The sequence below is a fragment of the Myxococcus dinghuensis genome, assembly GCF_024198235.1.
In the GTDB taxonomy this organism is placed as follows: domain Bacteria; phylum Myxococcota; class Myxococcia; order Myxococcales; family Myxococcaceae; genus Myxococcus; species Myxococcus dinghuensis.
In genome coordinates this window covers 1-19,440 of the sequence record NZ_JAKCFB010000036.1, presented here as the reverse complement: position 1 = coordinate 19,440, position 19,440 = coordinate 1, and the positions used below count along the sequence as shown (strand labels likewise).

Sequence of the window (19,440 nt, the reverse complement as noted above, 5' to 3'; positions counted from 1 at the left end):
GGCTCACGCGCTCCGCCGTCCCTGCATGGCCGTCTGCACGGCCTTGGCGATCTCCCTCGCGTCCTTCGTCAGCGACTCCGGCAGCCAGTAGTGGAGCCGCTTGCCGCCGCTCTCCACGTGCGCGCGGGTGAAGCGCACGCCCCGGGCCTCCGCGTGCTCCGCGCTCTTCGAGAGGCACTGCTTGCACAGGCAGGGGAGCGGGGACTGCGCCTGGTGCGCGGTGATGTTGGGAGGCGCCCAGGCGGTGGTGCCCAGGAGCAGCGTGGCGTCCGCGGCCGTGAGGGTGCGCGGCGTCTGGAGCGACATGCCCAGCGCGCCCTTGGCCGCCTGGATGCCCTTGCCCGACTCGAAGCGAAGTTGGGGGATGAGGGCGGTGACGTCGGTGATGGGGACCTGGTTCTTGCGCCCGCCCCAGCCCTCGTCGTCCAGGGACAGGCCGTCGAGCACGGCGACGAGCCACAGCGCTTCGTCGGGAGGACGCACGGTGACGAGGAACAGCCGCCCGCCGGACTCCAGCGGGGCCAGGTGCTTGCTCTGGCTGCGGTACCGGTCGGTCGGCAGCACCTTGCCGGGGACGAGTCCCGCGGCCTCCTTCTCGAAGAGGGCCTTGCTGATGATGGCCAGCATGTCGGGCATGTCCGCAGTGTAGCAGCGGACTAGAGTCGCGGCCGATGCCTGCTCTGGACCTGGCCACGGTGCGCCTGCTCGACGAGGACGTGGCGGTACGTCGCGAGGCGGCGGCACGGGTCGACGCCTCCCTCCTGTCGGGTCGGTATGCCCTGCGGCAGGCGCTGCTGTCGGACGAGGACGCGGAGGTGCGCGCCACCGCCGCGCGGCAACTGGGCGCGGCTCGGGACACGCGCTTCATCCCGGGGCTGATCGACGCGCTCGCGGACCCGATGCCGCTCGTACGGGACAGGGTGTGGCGCGCGTTGGCGCGACTGGGCGCGCGTGAAGTGCTGCCCCATGCCGCACGGGCGGTGCGCGACGAGGCCGTGTGGTGGGTGCGCCGCGCGGCGGTCCGGGCCTCCGCGACCCTTGCCGGCGCGGACGCCTTGGGGTTGCTGATGCGCGCGTTGGAGGACCCGTTCTGGCGGGTCCGGCACGCGGCGGTGCAGGCCCTCGCGCTGCTGGGCGCGGAGGATGCCGCGCTCCAGGGCGAGGTCCGGAGGGAGGCAGCGGAGCCGAGACATGCACGAGGGCCCGTGCGTCCCGCGGTGGCGTGGCTGGAGGTCACCTGGAAGGAGACGCGGGGATACGACGGCGCGGGCGCCACGGCACAGGGGGAACACGGGGCCATCCCCGGTTCGGGCGTGGACCTCTCACCGTCCCTCGGCGGGCTCGGCAGCGAGGACCCGGCGGTGACGACGGCGCGCCTGGAGGCCATGGCCGCCAGCGAGGTCCCGCCTCGCGACCTGGTGGAGTGGCTCGGCGACCCGCACGAACCCCTGCGCCACCTCGCGCGACGTCGCCTGCGCGAGCGCGACGACCCGGACACCCTCCTGCTCGCGCTGCGCTGGCTGGACGAGCCCCGCGTCCCGCATGCCCAAGACGAGGCCCGCGCGCTGCTGGAGCGCGTCGACGTGGGCGACGTGGACCTCGCGACGCGCATCCTCGCGTCCCCACCCCGCCCCGGCGTCGTGTCCTGGGCCGCGCGCGTCGCGGTGAAGAAGGGCGACGAGCCCCTCCTCGCGCGCGTCCGAACCCTCGCCACCCACCCCGAGCCCGCCGTCCGCCGCGCGGCCCTCTCCGCGCTCGTCCACGACCCGGCCAGCCGGAGCACCGTGCTCGGCGCGCTCGACGACGTGGACGAGACGGTCCGCGAGGAGGTCATCGCCGCCTGGGAGCGGCGCCCCCCGTCCTCCGCCGCCGCGAGGGACTACGCCGCCGCGCTCCTCGCCTTCGCGCCACGCGCCACCACGCCCCGCGAGCGCCGCGCCGTCACCTCCGCCGCCGCGCTCCTCCAGGACTCCGACACGCTGCTCCGCGCGCTGCGAGACGAAGACGTCCCCGTCCAGGCCACCGCGCTCGAGGTCCTCGCGGCGCTCGACCTGCTCAGCGACACGGAGCGCGAACACGCGGCCTCACAAGACGACCCCTGGCTGCGCGCGGCCGTCCTCGACCCGACCACCGCGCGACACGCGTGCACGGAGGACCCCGACCCGACCCTGCGCCGCATCGCCCTGGAGCGCGTGCTCGCGCATGCGCGCTCCAACGGCCCGGACGCCTCGGAGTCCCAGCTCTCCGTCTTCCTGGCGTGCGCCCACGCCCCCGACCCGTGGATGCGCGCCCGCGCGGCGGAGCACCTCCTCCCCGAGGACGGCACAGCCGCGCTCCACACGCTCCTGCGCCTGTCGCGCGACGCCGTCCCCATGGTCCGCGCCGCCGTGGCCGCGTCCCTCGAGGCGTGCGAGGCGCTCGACCCGCTGTTGGAGTCCCTGCTCCGAGGCGACGCCCCCCACGTCGACGAAGACGTGCGCCTCGCCGCGTGGACGTGGCGCCTGCGACAGGCCGACCTCCCGGCCTTCGAGGCGCTCCGCGCCGCGCTCGACGCGGGCACCGAGCCACCCCGCGTCGTCGCCCACCTGGAGACCCAGCTCCTCGTCTTCCCCGCCGCGTTCCTCGAACCCAGGCCCGACCTCGCCCGGCGGCGTCCCCGGGCCGCCCCGCGCACGGCCCCCGCGACGACGCCGCGTCGCCAGGCCCCGCTCCGCGACGTGTCCCGCCCCCTGGGGAGCACCGGCATCCAGGTGTCCCCGCTCGTGCTCTCCGGCGCGCACCTCGCCACGAGAGATGCCTTCTTCGAGGCCCACGACGCGGGCCTGCGCACCTACTTCTGGGAGCCGCGCTACGAGACGCTGACGCGCTTCCTCCAGGGTGGACGCGGCCCGCGCGACCAGAACGTGGTGGTGGCCGGCTCGTACCACGCGGGCGCGGCGGCCCTGCGTCGCGACGTGGAGTCCGCGCTGCGCCGGCTGCGCACCTCCTGGCTCGACGTCTTCCTCCTCTTCTGGGTCCGCGCCCCCGAGCGCCTCTCCGACGAGGACTTCACCGCGCTCGAGCGCCTGCGCGCGGAAGGCAAGGTCCGCGCCTTCGGCTTCTCCACGCACCTGCGCGACCTGGCGCGCGACGCGCTCGCGCGGCACCCCTGGCCCGTGGTGATGACCCGCCACAGCGCCGCGCATCCCGGCGCGGAGGGCGCCCTCTTCCCCGACGCCCTGCGACGGGGGACGGGCCTGCTCACCTTCACCGCCACCTGCTACGGCCGCCTGCTCCAGCCCGTCCCGGGCATGGCGCCGGAGCAGCCCCTCCCCACCGCGGTGGACTGCTACCGCTACTCCCTCTCCCAACCGGGCGTCAGCGCCACCCTCACCGCGCCTCGCAACGCGCGCGAACTGCGGCACAACCTGGAAGTCCTGTCCCGTCCGTGGATGGAGCCCGACGCCCTGCCCGCCATGCGGGCCCATGGCGAGCGCGTGCGTGACCGGACGCGGCGGCTCGACGCCCTGGTGCGCCGGGCGCCCGGAGGGCCTCGGGACGCGCTGCTCGCGCTGCTGGAGGAACCGCTGCCCCCCACCGAAGACGACCTTTCCTCGCCCCGGGGGATGTGATGAGCTTCGTGTCGCTCCTGGGGTCGCGTGCAGCCAGCCTTCCGTCCGCGATGTCACGTCGCGGCTGCCCATGACACCCATTGAAGAACGCGCCGGTACGAGGTCCGCCTGGCGGGCTTCCCCGACCTCGTTCGCCTCTGCCGTGCAGGTGGCGGCGTCCCCAGGAGCATGCAGCACCCGTGGCGGTGTGGGAGCAAGGACATGGACCTGGCGGGACTCCTCCTCGAGCTCGAGCCCTTGATGGCGAAGCCCGAGGCCCACTTCGAGCGCATCGTCCAGTTGTTGGAGCAGAACCAGGGCCTGGCGGAGTTCGAGGTCGCGCGCTTCTACGTCAGCCGGCACTGGATGGAGTCCGTGTCGGCGCGGCTGAACAGCGTGGACCCGGACGAGCGCCTCCGGGCGGTGCGCCTCATCCCCCTGCTCTTCCCCCGCTCCATCGCCGCCGGACACCTGCGTCGCCGGGTGAAGGACGCGGACTCGCGCGTGGGCTCCGCCGCGCGCGCCGCCGTGAAGAAGCTGGGGCTGGCGGACATCTCGCTCCCGGACAGCCGCCTCCCCCCACCCCGACGCCCGGGGCCCAGGGCCTTCGGCGGCTGGAACCCCACCGGGTGGAACTTCGGCCTGTTCCCCGAGTACGGCAAGCCGCTGAAGCGCAAGCCCGAGGCCGCCAGGGACCTGCCGCCGCTGAACCACCGCGCCGACGTGGCGAAGCTGGTGGGCCTGGAGGAGTCGGAGCTGGTGGCGCTGATGCGTCCGGGCTCCGGGCCGGGCTCCGGCTACGTGGAGTTCGAGACCCCCAAGCGCTCCGGCGGCATGCGACGCCTGTGCGCCCCCCGCGCGAAGCTCAAGGCCGCGCAGCGCGCGCTCCTCGACCAGCTGCTCTCGAAGCTCGCCACGCACCCCGCCGCGCACGGCTTCATCGCGGAGCGCTCCACCGTGACGAACGCCCGCGAGCACACGGGCGCGAACGTGGTGGTCCGCGTGGACGTGGAGGACTTCTTCCCCTCCGTGCACTACCGCCGCGTGAAGGGCCTCTTCGAGGCGCACGGCTATGGCGCGGAGGTGTCCGCGACGCTCGCGGGCCTCACCACGTGGCGGGCGAAGCTGCCGGACGGCACCGTGGTGTGGCCCGGCGTGCTGCCGCAGGGCGCGCCCACGTCGCCCGCCATCGCCAACCTCGTGTGCCGCCGCCTGGACGCGCGCCTGGACGCGCTCGCGAAGAAGGCGGGCGCGCGCTACACGCGCTACGCGGACGACCTGACCTTCTCCTTCCCCCAGCCCCCCGAACGGCTCGGCCGCTTCCTGTGGTGGGTCAACGCCATCCTCCAGCAGGAGGGGTTCGCGGAGAACGCGCCCAAGCGCCGCGTCATGCGGCGGGGCGGGCGCCAGCGGGTGACGGGCCTCACCGTCAACCAGCAGGTCTCCATCCCGCGCGAGGAGCGCCGCCGCTTCAAGGCCATCCTCGCCAACTGCCGCAAGCACGGCGTGGAGTCCCAGGTGCGCGGCCGACCGGACTTCCCCGCGTGGCTGGAGGGCTATGCCGCCTACGTGCGCATGGTGCATCCAGGGCTCGGGGAGCGCTGGCAACGCGAGGTGAAGGAGCTGCTGGGCCGATGAGTGACCTGAACGCGCTGCGCCTCGAGGTGGCGACCCACGCTGGCGAGGATGGACCCCGGCGGGCCTACGCGGAGGCGCTGCGAGGCGTGGACGACGCGCGCGCGGAGTTCATCCAGGTGCAGCTCGACCTGCGCGGGCGGATGGACCCCGCGCGCAGGCGGGCGCTCCAGCGACGGGAGCGGGAGCTGCTGGTCGCGAACGCCCACGCGTGGCTCCAGCCCCTGCAGCGCGCGCAGGTCCGCGAGCCCACCCTGCGCCGGGGCTTCGTCGACGAGATGAGCCTCCCCGAGGACGCGCTCGCGAAGCACGGGAGCGACCTGTTCGCCCGCGAGCCCGTGTATCGGCTGGAGGTGAGGACGCGGAACGGCCAGGGGCTCGCCACCGCCGTGACCCAGCCCTGGTTCTCGCAGGTCCGCTGGCTGCGCGTGGAGGGAGATGGGGTCGACGCGGCGACGCGGGCCCTGGCCTCGGCCCCGCACGCGCGGCACCTCGACGCGCTGGTGCTCACCGGGGCGACGGACGCGGCGGTGGACGCGTTGACCCGGGCGACGGCGTTGACCGCGCTGCGCTCCGTCAGCCTCTCGAGCTGCCAGCTCACGGGCGAGGGCATGGAGACGCTGGCGAAGGCGACGCTGCCCTGGACCCGCCTGTACCTGTCGGGCTCGGGCCTGACGGACGAGGACGTGGCGACGCTCGCGGGCGCCAAGGGGCTGGGCGCGCTGACGCTGTTGGCCCTCAACCGGAGCGACCTCGGGGACGAGGCCGCGGAGGCGCTGGCGAAGAGCAGGGGCCTGGGCGCCCTGGAGCGCCTGGAGCTGTCGCGGAACGAGCTGAGCGAGGAGGGCGCGCTCGCGTTCCGCTCGGTCAAGGCGCTGCCCCGGCTGCGACGCCTGGAGCTGCTGGAGATGGGGCTGGACTTCTCGGAGCTGGGCCCGCTCCAGAAGCGCCTGGGTGACGGGCTGCGCCTGTGACGGCCCCACGCTCCCGGCGCCCTGGTCGCGCCGGGAGCAGGAGCGCCGGACTCAGGGCAGCGAGACGGGCCCGGGCACCGCGCGCTGTCCCGCGACGCCCACGCCCAGCGTCCCGTGGATGTTGGTGCCCCAGCTCCACGTCACGCCGTTCTCCTGGAGCGCGACGGAGAAGTCCCCACCCGCGGACACCACCCGCGCCGCCGCCACGCCCTTCACCATCACCGGCGAAGGACGGCTGGCGCTCTCCCCGTTGCCGAGCTGGCCGTGCGAGTTGCGGCCCCACGACCAGACGGCGCCGCCCTCGCCGACGGCGAACGCGTGGTCCGCGCCCGCGCCCAGCGACTTCACCCCGCCGAGCCCCGGCACCTGCCCGGGGAGGATGCGCGTCGTGTAGCTGCCGTCGCCCAGCTGGCCATGCGTGTTGGCGCCCCACGTCCACACCGTGCCGTCCTCGCGCAGCGCCAGCGAGTGGTAGTTGCCCGCGCGCACCGCGCGCACGCCGTCGAGCCCCACCACGGGCAGCGGCGTCAGGCGCGTGGTGGCGGAGCCCTCCCCCAGCTGGCCATAGGCGTTGTGGCCACACGCCACCAGCGTTCCGTTGGCGCGCAGCACCAGCGAGTGGTGCTCGCCTCCGGAGATGCCCACGGCGTCCTTCACCCCCTGCATCAGGGTGGGCACCGTGCGGATATCGGGCGTCCCATCACCGAGCTGCCCGAAGGCGTTGTAGCCCCAGGCCCAGACCGTGCCGTCCGCGCGCAGCGCCAGCGAGTGGTAGCTGCCCGCGGAGATGTCCACCACGTCGGTGAGGCCCACCACCTGCACGGGGCGCAGGCGGTCCTCGTAGGTGCCATCTCCCAGCGCGCCGTGGACGTTCGTCCCCCACGCCCACACCGTCCCGTCCGCGCGCAGCGCCAGCGTGTGCCATGCGCCCGGGGAGACGACCCGCACGCCCGTCAGGCCTTCGATGGTGGTCGGCTCCGCCCGGCCGTCCCGCGTGCCGATGCCCAGCTGACCGTGGTCGTTGCTCCCCCACGTCCGCAGCGAGCCATCCGTCAGCAGCGCCACCACGTGCTGGTGCCAGGCGCGCACCGTCTGGATGGAGGCGACCTTCGACTCCGGCAGCTTCACGAGCACCGGCTCCATCCGCACTCCGGACTCGACCTCACCGAGCTGGCCGAACTCGTTGCTGCCCCAGGAGCGCGCCTGCTCGTCGACGAGCAGCGCCACCGAGTGCTGCTCTCCCACCGCCACGTCCACCGCGTCCCGCAGCTCCGCCACCACCTGGGGCTGGAAGCGGACGTCGCGCGTGCCGTCACCCACCTGCCCCAGCGTGTTCTCGCCCCACCCCCACGCCGTGCCGGACTGGCTCACGACCAGGGCATGGTTCGCGCCCGCGGAGATGGCCCGCGCGTCCTTCACCGTCAGCACCGGCTTGGGCCACGCGCGCGCGACGTTGGTGCCGTCACCCAGTTGCCCGGAGCCGTTCGCGCCCCAGCTCCACACGGAGCCGTCGCCGCGCACCGCCAGGGAGAAGGCCTTGCCCGCGCTCACGTCGGTGGCGCCGTCCAGCTCCTTCACCCACAGGGGCACCAGGCTCGCGGTGCTGGTGCCATCACCGAGCTGGCCGGACTTGTTGTCGCCCCACGCCCACACCTTCCCGGAGCCCTCCACCGCCAGCGCGTGCGACTCGCCGAGCGACACGGCGGACAGGCCCGACACCTTCGTCACCTGCTTCGGCGTGGCGCGGTCCGTCGTGGTGCCGTCGCCGAGCTGGCCGGAGCCGTTCGCGCCCCAGGCCCACGCCGTGCCGTCCGCGCGCAACGCGAGCGAGGCATCCCCGCCCGCGGCCACCGCCACCACGCCCCACAGCCCCTCCACCATCACCGGCAACAAGCGCGCGCTGCCCGCGGCGACGCCCAACTGTCCCTTCGTGTTCGCGCCCCAGGCCCACACCGTGCCGTCACACGCGAGCGCCAACGAGTGCTGCGCGCCCGCGGCGGCGGAGCGGATGCACGGCAGCCCCCGCACGGAGACCGGCGCGGAGCGGTGCGTGCTGGAGCCGTCCCCGAGCTGACCGGACGTGTTCTGTCCCCACGCGAGCACCGTGCCGTCCAGCCGCACGAGCAGCGAGTGCGAGCGCCCCGCGGCCAGCCGCTCCCCCTGCCCCAGCCCGCGCACCTGCACCGGCTGCGCGCTCCAACTGCTGGACCCCAGCCCCAACTGACCGAAGCGGTTGTAGCCCCACGCCAGCAACACGCCGTCCTGTCGCACCGCGAGCACGTGCAGGGCGCTGGGGCTGATGCGCTTGAGCCCCGTGGCGCCCGGCACCGCGGCCGCGCCCGTGCGCGACGTCAGCGTGCCGTCGCCGAGCTGGCCATAGGCGTTGTTGCCCCAGGCGCGCGCGGTGCCGTCGGACAGCACCACCATCGAGTGGTAGAGCCCACCGGACGCCGACACCGCGCCGGAGAGGCCCGTCACCTGCACCGGCTTGAAGCGGTCCGTCCACGTCCCATCGCCCAACTGCCCCTCCGCGTTGTCGCCCCAGGCCCACACCGTCCCGTCGGCCAGGACCGCGAGCCCATGCGCCGCGCCCGCGCCGATGGCCACCACGCGGGTGAGCCCCGCCACCAGCACCGGCAGGGTGCGCTGCACCCCCGCGCCGTCGCCGAGCTGCCCCTCGAAGCCCTCGCCCCACGCCACCACCGTCCCATCCGAGCGCAGCGCCAGGGAGAAGTAGGTCCCGGCGGCCACGGCCACCACGTTCGTCAGGCCGGGAACCTGTCCCGGCACCGCGCGGTCCTTCGTCGTGCCGTCGCCGAGCTGACCGACGCCGTTGTAGCCCCACGTCCACACCGTGCCATCCGAACGCAACGCCACCGCGTGGCTGCCACCGGCGACCAGGGCCCTCACGCTGCTCAAGCCGGTCGCCGCCACGGGCGTGCCGCGGTCCTTCGTCGAGCCGTCGCCGAGCTGACCGTAGGCGTTGCGCCCCCAGCCCCACACGGTGCCGTCCGAGCGCAGCGCGAGCGAGTGGTGGCTAGACGCGGTGACGGCGGTCACCGACGTGAGCGAGGGCACGCGGATGGGCGCGGAGCGCTCGGTCGTCGTGCCGTCTCCCAGTTGTCCGTACTGGTTGCGGCCCCAGCTCCAGACGGAGCCATCCGTGAGCGCGGCCACCGAGTGCGAGCTGCCCGACGCGGAGGACACCACACCCGGCAGGCGGATGACGACCTCGGGGGACAGGTGCCGCTCGGAGCCCCCGTGGCCGAGCTGCCCGAACGCGCTGCTCCCGAAGGACCAGAGCGTCCCGTCCGTGCGCGCCACCACCGCGTGCTCGGCGCCGGCCGCCACGGCCACCACGCTCGCGAGCCCCTGCACCGGCACGGGCACCTCGCGGTCCAGGGTCGTGCCGTCGCCGAGCTGCCCCACGGAGTTGCTGCCCCAGGACATCACGGAGCCCGCGCCCAGCAGCGCCAGCGACCCGAAGTCCTGCGCCACCAGCGTCTTCACACCCGACAGGCCCGCGACGGCGACCGGCGCGGCGCTGTCCGCCCACGTACCGTCGCCGAGCTGCCCATAGCCGTTGCTCCCCCACGCCCACGCAGTCCCGTCCTTCGTGAGCGCCAGCGCGTGGTAGAGCCCCGCCGCCACGGCGGTGATGTTCGTCAGCCCCGCCACCCGCGTGGGCACCAACCGCTGGGTGCGCGTGCCATCCCCGAGCTGCCCGAAGCTGTTCGCGCCCCAGGCCCACACCGTCCCGTCGCCCTTCACCGCGACGGAGAAGTCGAAGCCCGCGGCCAGCGCCACCACGCCCGACAGGCCCGGCACGCCCTCGGGCAACAGGCCCTGGCGCGTGTGGCCCCGGCCTAGCTGGCCGTAGAAGTTGTCACCCCACGCCCACACCGTGCCGTCGGCGCGCAGCACCAGCGTGTGGGCGGCACCGGCCGCCACGGCCACCACGTCGGTGAGGCCCGCCACCTGCGCCGCGGACGCGCGGTCCACGGTGGCGCCGTCCCCGAGCTGACCGGAGGCGTTCGCGCCCCACGTCCACACCGTGCGGTCCGAACGCAGGGCGAGCGAGTGGGCGTCGCCAGCCGCCACGGCGACGACGTCCGTCAGCCCCGTCACCTGCTTCGCGGTGGCGCGCTGGAACGACGTGGCGCCGGAGCCGAGCTGCCCATGCGAGTTGCCGCCCCAGGCCCAGACGGTGCCCCCGGGCGTGACATGCAGCGAGTGCTGCGAGCCCGCGGCCAGGCGCACGGGCTGGGGCTCGAGCAAGACACGCTGCGTACCGCGAGCCAGCGCGGACGCGGGGTCCTCGGGCGCGGCGCGCGCCGGCTCGCCACACCCCACCGCGAGCAGCGAACCCAGACACAACGCCAGCGGGAGCCAGGCCCCGACCTTCTTGTCTTCTCTCATCGCTTCGCCTCCAGCGCGAAAAGCGGCGGTCCTTACATCGTGTCCTCGGCCAGTGAGAAGCACGGATTGCGAAAGCAAGAGCACGGTGGGCATGAGCCGCCAGGCGTCACGCCCTGGGACACAGCGGACCCGGTGGGAGCCTCCCCACCGAGCAGGCAGCCGTGACGCGGCGTGCGAGCGGGTTCACGATTCTTCACGACGAAGGCATTGCCGTGACGCGTCGCCGGGTGAGTATTGGAGCGACCATGGATTCTCCGGTGCGCTTCATCCTCTTCGCCATCGTGACGGGCATCATCACGGTGCTGGTCCACATGTACCTGTATCGGCGCCTGTTCGCGGACACGTCCGAGCACCGCGTCTGGCGGCGGGTGGGCATGGGGGTGATGACGGTGCTGGCGACGCTGCTGGTGCTGTCCTGGTCCGTGACGCGCTTCCTGCCCATGGACGCCATGTTCGCGGTGGCCACGGGCGTGTGGATGTGGATGGGCGCGGCCACGTACCTGCTGTTCGCCCTCTGGGCGGTGGGCGGCGCCCGCAAGCTGGCGCAGCGGCTGGGTCGCGCGCGCGTGGCCGAGGCGACGTCACCCGCGCCCCAGGTCGTCCCGGCCCTGGTCCCGGCCGGGGCGCCGGGCCCCGTCGAGCTGGCTTCCCCACAGGTGGGTGCCGCCCCGCGACATGCCGACGCGGGCGCGCCGTCCGCGGAGCCGGTGGACCTGGAGCGCAGACGATTCCTGGCGCGGGCGACCGCGGGCGGGGCCGTGCTCGCCTCGGGAGGCCTCACGGGCTACGGGATGTGGAGCGCCTTCCACCCACCCCAGGTGAACGAGGTGACGGTGAAGCTGCCAGGGCTGCCGCGCGCGCTGGATGGCTTCACCATCGTCCACCTGAGCGACATCCACGTGGGGCCGGTCATCCAGCGGCGCTTCATGGACGAGTTGGTGGCGCGCTGCAATGCCTTGCGTCCGGACCTGGTGGCCATCACCGGAGACCTGGTGGACGGCAATGTGCCCTCGTTGGCGCCGTCCGTCGCGGCGCTGCGCGAGCTGCGCGCGCCGCATGGCACGTACTTCGTGACGGGCAACCACGAGTACTACTGGAACCACGAGGCGTGGGCGGAGGCGCTGGAGCGGATGGGCGTGGGCGTGCTGCGCAACCGGCACGTGCGCATCGGTGACGCGGGGGCGTCCTTCGACCTGGTGGGCGTGGACGACTGGGCGGCGCGCGCGAGCGGACGGGGCTACGACCTGGAGAAGGCCGTCGCGGGGAGGGACCCGGAGCGGGCGGCGGTGCTGCTCGCGCACCAGCCCTCCAACTGGCGCGTCGCGGCGGAGGCGGGGATGGGATTGCAGTTGTCCGGCCACACGCACGGCGGACAGTTCTTCCCCTTCACCCTGGCGGTGTCCGCCATCTGGGAGCACGACGCGGGGCACTTCGAGGAGCACGGCCGGCACCTGTATGTCAGCCGGGGAACGGGGTTCTGGGGTCCGCCGCTGCGCGTGGGCTCACCGTCGGAGATCGTCAAGGTCACCCTGCTCGCCTGAGGTGTAGATTCGGCGGGCATGTCCAAGGAACCAGCGAAGCGGGAGCTCAAGCAGGAGCGGGCGGCACGGACCCGGGTGGAGATCCTGGAAGCGGCCATCACCCTGTTCGCGCGCCGAGGCTTCCTGGCGACGACGATGGCCGACCTCGCGCGCGCCATCCACATGACGCCGGGCGCGCTGTACTGGCACTTCCCCACCAAGGAGGACCTGCTGCTGGCCGCGCTCGACGAGCTGCACCAGCGCTACCTCACCGCCTTCGAGGACGTGCTCGCGACGGCGCCCACGGACTCCGCGCGGGAGCGCCTACAGGCCTTCAGGCGCCACACGCACGCGTTCCTGAAGGAGCATCGCGAGTACGGTATCTTCTTCGGGATGCTCACCGCGGAGGCCGCGGACACCCACGAGCGTGTGGCCGAGGCCATCCGCGACAAGCTGGGACACTACACGCGGCTGCTGGAGGAGCTCATCCTGGAGGGCCAGCGGACCGGTGAGCTGCGCCAGGACCTGGACGCCGCGCGGATGGCGCACGCCGTCTTCAGCGCCTACCTGGGCATGCTCATGCACCAGAACCTCTTCCGGGCCTCCCTGGACTACGACCCGCTCTCCACCGCGCTCGACGCGCTCCTCGAAGGAGGCTTCCTGCCCCGGGGTTGAGGCGCCGGGCTACGGCCCCAGCTCCCCGCGGGCATCGAGCGTCCAGGACGCGTCGAAGTCATCCACCATCGACGTCCTCGGGCCGTCCGGCGAGCAGGTCAGGTGGAAGAAGCGCTCATCCTCGCGAGGCAGGTCCGCCAGTTCGAGCGCCCGCGCGAGCGCCGCGTCCGGGTCCACGGCCGCCCCCCGGGCCGCCACTTCCTCACAGGCTCGCCCCGAGACCGCGTGGAGCCGGTACAGGTCCCGCATCCGGAGATGCTCGCCACACATCCTCACGAGGAAGAGGCTCGCGAACATCCACGACAGGACCGCGGTGCCCCGCGCCCAGCCACCCTGTCGGGCCTGGAGGGACAGCGCGGCGAACACCAGGGCCAGCACCACCATGAGCGAGTCGAGCCGCCACAGCCGCTCCGCGGCCCTGGGGAACCACACGAGCAGCGCGGCCCCCGACAACAGGAACGTCAGGGACACGAAGGGAAGGCTCCGCCACCCGCTGAAGCTCCTGTCACTTGGCGTCATCGCGTGAAACCTCCTCGTTCCGGGGTGCCTCGCTCCATCCCCGAGCGGCGCTCATCCGTCCGAGCGCCGCCCGGGTCCTTCTAGCCGATGCGACTACGGCGTCATCGCATCGGGAACCGGAGCCGAGGCACGCGGGCCGTATCTGACGTCCGCCCACCGCTCCATCCTGGCATGTCCTTCCTCGAGCCAGTCGTCCATCCGACTCGGGACGCCCACGGCGTACACGTGGGCCTTGATGACATGGCGCGTGGACACCCCACCGGTCGTCGTCTCGCGGAACGTCGTCCGCACATGACGACCGAAGACCTGGAGCGAGTCTTCGGGACGCTCACGCCCCATGGGGATGCGCTCTCGCGAGCCATCCGGGTTCACGTAGTAGAACCGCAGCTCCTTCTCCGTCTGCCAGCCCGGGTTCTCCGGCGCGGACACCGCGAGCAGACCGTCCGGACCGATGCGATACGTCCTGTCGCGTGCATCGACCGGCTGGCCCTCTGGAACGTCGAAGAGGATGACGACGGGGCCCACGTAGCCCGCGGGAAGCAGGTGGACCTCCGGGGCCGCCCGGCTCGAGCAGGCCCCGAGGACGACCAGGGACAGGCCCAACAAGGCCCGTCCCCAGTCTCGACCTGTCGAACGGACAGGATGCATCACTGCGGCCCCGTCGGCGTGGCGCTCATCTGCTGGTTCCAGGCGTCGATCGACATGAACTCCTCCTGGCCCTTGGCACGAACCCCCGTGAAGTTGCCATCGACGTCCAGACGGATTTGTACGTTGATGTTTCCCATCTCCCGACTGCCTTCACCTTGCAGTTTGTAGAAGGGACCGTACTCACCCGCATTGGCGGGAGACGCGTTGATCAACACACGGTTGTTCGCCGCGTCACGGAGGTACATTTCCGCGGAGGGGAATGCATCTCCCGTCATGAAACCCGACACCCGCAGCATGTTGCTCTCCTTGAAGATCTGGAGATAGCTACGCGTGTTGATATCTGGCGCGAACTTGTTGAGTGGCATGGCGCCGGCGAGTGACTGTTCGATCTTCAAGAACCCACTGCTCGATGACCAGTCCACGCTGTTGGCGGGAGACGCGAAGCCCTTCAATTCGTCCCACGGCATGATGCCCACCGTGACGCCGGAGCCACGCGCGAGCATGCCGCTACCCGCCGACTCGTCGGACCAGGCGACGGACGACACGACCTTGGCATCGCTCACCGTCGTGGCCTGCACCATGCGCGACGTGGCCGAAGAGTCGGTGGAGAAACCTCGGTTGCTCCCATCCCCTTCATAGCCCCCTCCGAACTCGTCGAATGGAGCGAAGGAGCGGGTGACGATCTGATAGCTGCCCGAGGAGAGCGGTGCGTCCAGCTCGGCGGCCAGGGGGCTCTGACGCGGCGTCCACCCATCCGGGTCCCAATACAGCACCGGGTTCTGTCGCACGTACTGGTACGGGTGCATGTCCCACGGCGCCAGCAGGAAGCGCCCGTGCGGCGCCTTCACCGGCGGGTCCGGCGTCAGCCATGAAGCCAGCTCCGGCGCCATCCACCGCGCCCCGTGGTCGCTCCAACCCGTGTGCGGGTCCGTCAGCTTGTTCAGCGCGTTGAGCGGCTCCTCTTCGTGGTCCACGGCCCCCACCGCGCTGCCTCCGCCCACGAACTCGCGGTAGGCGTCGATGGGTGCGCCGAACGGCTCATACCGCCGCTCCTCCAGCACGCTCCCGTCCTCGCGGGTGATGAGGGCCGGGCCCGCGCTCACGCCGCTCTGGAAGTACACCGTGCCCGTGACGGCCCACAGGGCGTCGTGGCTCAACGAGACGTTGGAGGCGCGCAGCCCCGACTCGCACCCCACGCCCAGCATCGCCACCGCCACCGTCCCCGCGGTCAGCCGCAAGGAGCGGGCGCGCTGCGACCTCCGCAGCACCACCGTGCCCGCCATCAGCATGAGCGAGCCCAGCAGCAGCGCGCCCAGCCCTCGCGTCACGACCTGGTCCAGCTCCGCGCCACGCAGGCTGCCCAGCCCCGGCACCCACGCCAGCGCGCCGCCGCTCCCCGACGTCTCGTAGGCGATGCGCGCCACCGTGCGGTCACCCACGCCGACATACCGCTCGCGCACGCCGTTGGCGCGCTGGGTGACCTGCGACGAGAACCAGTACTGCACCTCGCCCGTCGACACCTCCGTGCGCACGCGCAGGCCCGTGTACCCGTACGCGTGCTCCACCACCTTCGACGTGGAGCCCGCCCCTGGAATCGTCACGCTCACCAACTGGTCCAGGCCGTTGTACGCCATCAGCCGGTCGCCCTGGCGCACCTGCCGGCCCGCCGCGTCGTAGTCCACCAGCGTGTCACCGGACGCCGTCGCGACCCGCGTCATCTGCCGCGGGCCGAAGCCGCGCTCCGCGAAGTGGAAGCTGCCGGTCGCCACACTCAGCGTCGTCGGGCCCACCACCTGCCGGCCCACCATGTTCTGGAGTCCGTCGTACTGGTAGCCGAACACATACGAGTTGGGGCCCTGCCCCAGAGCGCCGCCCGGCGTCGTCACCGCGCCCAGGATGGCGTCCGTCAGACGCGCGGCGCTGTCGTAGCCGAACACCGCAGAGTGGTTGAGTCCCCGCCCGTCCGAGTCCGTCACCGTCAGCGGCGCGGCGTAGGCGTTGCGAGTGAGGCTCACGTCATACAGCGCCACGCCCAGCGCGTTCACCGTCTGCACGCGCGAGGACAGGCCCAGCGCGTCGCGTTCGTGGAGCTGGCGCACGCCGTTGCCGTATTGCTCCTCCAGCACCCGGCCCGCGGCGTCCAGCTCCACCGCCTGCCAGTACGACCCCACCGCCGTGTTGCGTCCCGCGGCGTCGTAGGAGCGTGCGATGGGCAGGCCGTCCACCGTCGAAGCCAACAGCAACCCCGAGGGGCTGTACGTCGCCGTCTCCACGGACTCCACCCCGTCGACGACGCGCCGCTGCCACGCCGTGCGCCCGAAGGCGTCGTACGTCATGTGCGCCGTGCCCCGAGGCTCCTCCACCCAGGCCAGCCGGCTGGCCACGTGGCCCTGCGTCGTGCCGTCCTGGTTCTGGTCGTAGTGATAGATGAACTCGGAGCCATCCTCCCCCAGGGTGCGCGTCAGCCGCCCGCCGTCGTCATAGAAGTACTGCCGCGTCTGGTTGGCGCCGTTGGTGTGGTGCGTGAGGCGGTTCTGGTCGTCGTAGCGCAGCACGCGCGCGCCCACGTCCGGGTCCTGCGCCGCCACCAGGCGACCCAGCGAGTCGTACGTGAACGAGTGCGTCACCGCTCCGCCCTGCAGCGTCAGCGACAGGAGGCGTCCCGCGGCGTCGTACGCCGCGTCCACCGACTCCAGCACCGAGCCCACCTGCCGCTCCGTGCGGCGGATGCGGCCCTGACCATCCATCCGGGTGACGATGGGCGCCATCGCCGTGTCGCTGCGCGTCGTCTCGAAGGCCTTGTACGCCAGCGAGCGCACGCCGCCGTTCGGCAGTTGCTGGCTCACCAGACGCCCCAGGGCGTCATACGTCAGGCCCTGTCCGTCGAGCCCCGCGGGGCGCGCGGTGGGCAGCGTGGCATCGGCGAAGAAGGCGTTTCCGACGAACGTCACCTTCCCTCGCGCGTCGCGCTCCTTCCAGTCCGAGATGGCCCAGCGCTGCGAGGTGAGGCGCGTCGCGGAGTACAACGCCTCGCCGGCGCCGTTCGTCACCGCCACCATCTCCCGCCAGGGGCCACCCGCCACCCAGCCGCCCGTCCAGCTTCCAGGCAGCGACGCCGAGGCGCCGTCATACAGGTACGTCAGCGTCCGAGGCCGCGGAGGGGTCCAATCATAGACATACCGGACATGAGGCACCGCGCTGTCGTGCCCCATCGAGGCGAGCCGACCGAGGCTGTCGTAGGCCAGCGCCATCGTCGAGCCATCCGGCGCCGTCACGCTGGCGGGCTGGCCGAGCACGTCGTCCCACACGCTCGTCCACGTCAGGGTGTGGCCAGCCGAGGGCGTCACGCTCTCCGACACCGGCCGCAGGTGGTTGGCGTCATACCCCATCGTCCGCCACACGCCGCCGGAGTAGATGCGGGTCGGGTTGTCCCAGGCATCGAACTCCGTGGCCTGCTGGAGCACCCAGCGCGGCGTCTGCGCATCCGCGAGCCAGGTGTGGGACTCACGCGTCAGACGCCCCGCGCGGCAGTTGGCCGGGTCGCTCCACGAGAACACCTGCGTCGCGTCCCCGTAGAACGTCCGACCGTGCGACAGGAGCGTCCCATTCGACTCCAGGACCTTCTCCTCGCACACCACGTCGTGCACCCACAGCGCCGCATCGCTCGCGTAGCTGCGCTGCACCCGCTTCTCGTCTCCCGTCACGTCCAAGCGCCCCGACGACACTTCTTCCACGGGACGCACCTGCGCGTCGTACGTGTACGTCACCAGCGACTCCACCGGTGTCGTCACCCCTTCGTGGTTCCAGGTACGCACCTCCGTCGTCGCCACCCGCTTCAGCAGCGGCACGTTCGGCAGCCCCGCGACGGGCCGCGCCTCGTGCGTCGACGTCACCCGCGTGTACAGCGCCCCCGTCCCGTCCTCCGTCCTCACCTCCACCGGCACCCCGCGCAGCACGCGCTCCGCCCCCAGCCCCGCGTGGTACCTCGTCGTCTCCACCAGCGTGTCCCCCGCCGTCGCCCCCACCACCTTCCTCACGCTCGTCAGGAAGCCTCCGAACCGCCGCTCCTCCCCGTCCCAGAAGCCGTCCCTCACCCCGTACTCCACCACACGCGCCGGCTCCCCCACCCCAGGCTGCGTCGTCAGGCTGATGGGCACCGGCACCGATATCGGCAGCTTGCTCGTCCACGTCTGCCCAGCCACCTCCGCCGCCACCGACAGCACCGCCGACGCCGAGTAGCTCAACGCCAGGCTCTTCCCCAGCCCGTTCTCCACACCCACCAACATCCCCGCCGTCGTCGCTCCCGCCATGTCCAACACCCACAGGCCCTCTTGCGACGACCACACCACGTCCTCGCTCCCGTTCCCGTTGATGTCCGCGATTGCCACCACCGAGTCGTAGCTCGCGCTCCCGGGCCTCGGCACGTAGCGGGGCGTCGTCACCACCCCTCCCTCCGCCTTCCCCGCGTACCAGTACACGTGGCTCGACGACAGCCTCACCACGTCCATCAACCCGTCACGGTTCAAGTCACACAGCCGGATGTCCGCCAGCGGGAACGCCAGCGTCCCCCACGGGTGGTTGTACGTCCCCGTCAGCACGAAGTGGCCATCCCCCTTCCCCAGGTACACCCTCATCAGGGAGTCGGTGAGCTGCACCACGTCCGCCAGCCCGTCTCCATTCACATCGTGGAAGCGTGAGTTCGCCCCGGGCACCAGCGTCGACGTCCCCCCGCCGATGTATGGCCTCGACACCCACGCGCCCAACCCGCTCGCGCCGTTGAGCTTCACGCGGATGCCGTTCGTCACCGCCTGCACCACGTCCGTGCGCCCGTCCCCGTTCAGGTCCGCGTAGAAGTAGCTCGCGTCCACCAACGGGATGGAGGTGCTGCCGGGCCAGGTGCTGCCCATGTCCGCCCAGGTGGTCCCGCTCAGGCGATACGGGCGCCAGGCGCTGCTCAAGTAGCGGACGAACTCCGGTCGAGCGTCTCCATCGACATCCATCAGTCGGATGGCGGTGAGCGACGCGGCGGGACCCGTCATCGTGACGGCCGGGGCGAAGGAGGTCCCCAGGCCCTTCTTGTACGCATGGTTCCCCGACTCCGTGCGCACCAGGTCACTCATCCCGTCCCCATCGATGTCGATGAGGTTCACCCCTCGCGTGTTCAGCACCCACCCGTCCACGCCTGTCTGCTGCACCACCTGCTCCGTCAACGCCTGCGCGTAGCTGAAGCTCAGCTCCGGCAGCGCTCCCACTCCTCCCCTCCCCGTCATCTTCACCTTCGACAACCGGCTCAGCGCGAAGCTGTTGTCGTACGTCAACTCATACGTCCTCAACACCTCCCCGAACGACTTCACCTTCACCGACGACAGCCTCTTCCCCGTCGTCACTCCGAAACCCGTCCGGTACCCCACCACCGCGTCCGTCCTCGTCTCGTAGACGAACTCCACCTGGAACGCTTCC

At 72.3% G+C, this 19,440-nt stretch carries 10 protein-coding genes; 5 read left to right on the top strand and 5 right to left on the bottom strand.

What is annotated here, in order from left to right; genetic code table 11:
* Positions 1-3: 3 nt before the first annotated feature.
* A complete protein-coding gene (locus tag LZ198_RS32955) occupies positions 4-636 on the bottom strand; it encodes a hypothetical protein (RefSeq protein WP_253976101.1) in 633 nt (210 codons plus the stop codon).
* A 35-nt stretch (positions 637-671) separates the two neighbouring features.
* Between LZ198_RS32955 and LZ198_RS32950 the strand changes: the two genes are divergently transcribed.
* From LZ198_RS32950 to LZ198_RS32940, 3 genes are all read left to right on the top strand, one after another.
* Positions 672-3,611: an aldo/keto reductase gene (locus tag LZ198_RS32950; RefSeq protein ID WP_253976100.1), complete on the top strand. Its 2,940-nt coding sequence runs from the start codon at positions 672-674 to the stop codon at positions 3,609-3,611.
* A 201-nt stretch (positions 3,612-3,812) separates the two neighbouring features.
* Positions 3,813-5,228, top strand: a complete 1,416-nt coding sequence (locus LZ198_RS32945; RefSeq protein ID WP_253976099.1) for a reverse transcriptase family protein — start codon at positions 3,813-3,815, stop codon at positions 5,226-5,228.
* Positions 5,225-6,199: a leucine-rich repeat domain-containing protein gene (locus tag LZ198_RS32940; protein WP_253976098.1), complete on the top strand. Its 975-nt coding sequence runs from the start codon at positions 5,225-5,227 to the stop codon at positions 6,197-6,199. Before LZ198_RS32945 ends, LZ198_RS32940 begins: the two co-directional genes overlap by 4 nt.
* Positions 6,200-6,250: 51 nt before the next feature.
* Here the strand turns inward: LZ198_RS32940 and LZ198_RS32935 are convergent, their stop codons facing one another.
* On the bottom strand, positions 6,251-10,618 hold the full coding sequence (locus tag LZ198_RS32935) for an RCC1 domain-containing protein (protein ID WP_253976097.1): 4,368 nt from the start codon (positions 10,616-10,618) through the stop codon (positions 6,251-6,253).
* Positions 10,619-10,863: 245 nt separating this feature from the next.
* Here LZ198_RS32935 and LZ198_RS32930 point away from each other — a divergent pair, with 245 nt between their 5' ends.
* Positions 10,864-12,159: a metallophosphoesterase gene (locus tag LZ198_RS32930; RefSeq protein ID WP_253976096.1), complete on the top strand. Its 1,296-nt coding sequence runs from the start codon at positions 10,864-10,866 to the stop codon at positions 12,157-12,159.
* An 18-nt stretch (positions 12,160-12,177) separates the two neighbouring features.
* A complete protein-coding gene (locus LZ198_RS32925; RefSeq protein ID WP_253976095.1) occupies positions 12,178-12,813 on the top strand; it encodes a TetR/AcrR family transcriptional regulator in 636 nt (211 codons plus the stop codon).
* Between the two features lie 9 nt (positions 12,814-12,822).
* Here LZ198_RS32925 and LZ198_RS32920 read toward each other — a convergent pair whose 3' ends face one another.
* From LZ198_RS32920 to LZ198_RS32910, 3 genes are all read right to left on the bottom strand, one after another.
* The gene (locus tag LZ198_RS32920; RefSeq protein ID WP_253976094.1) at positions 12,823-13,284 is read right to left on the bottom strand and encodes a hypothetical protein; all 462 of its coding nucleotides are present in this window, start codon (positions 13,282-13,284) and stop codon (positions 12,823-12,825) included.
* A gap of 141 nt (positions 13,285-13,425) precedes the next feature.
* The gene (locus LZ198_RS32915; RefSeq protein WP_253976093.1) at positions 13,426-13,938 is read right to left on the bottom strand and encodes a DUF6843 domain-containing protein; all 513 of its coding nucleotides are present in this window, start codon (positions 13,936-13,938) and stop codon (positions 13,426-13,428) included.
* A gap of 41 nt (positions 13,939-13,979) precedes the next feature.
* Complete coding sequence (locus LZ198_RS32910; protein ID WP_253976092.1) at positions 13,980-19,427, bottom strand: RHS repeat domain-containing protein; 5,448 nt, start codon at positions 19,425-19,427, stop codon at positions 13,980-13,982.
* Positions 19,428-19,440: the final 13 nt, after the last annotated feature.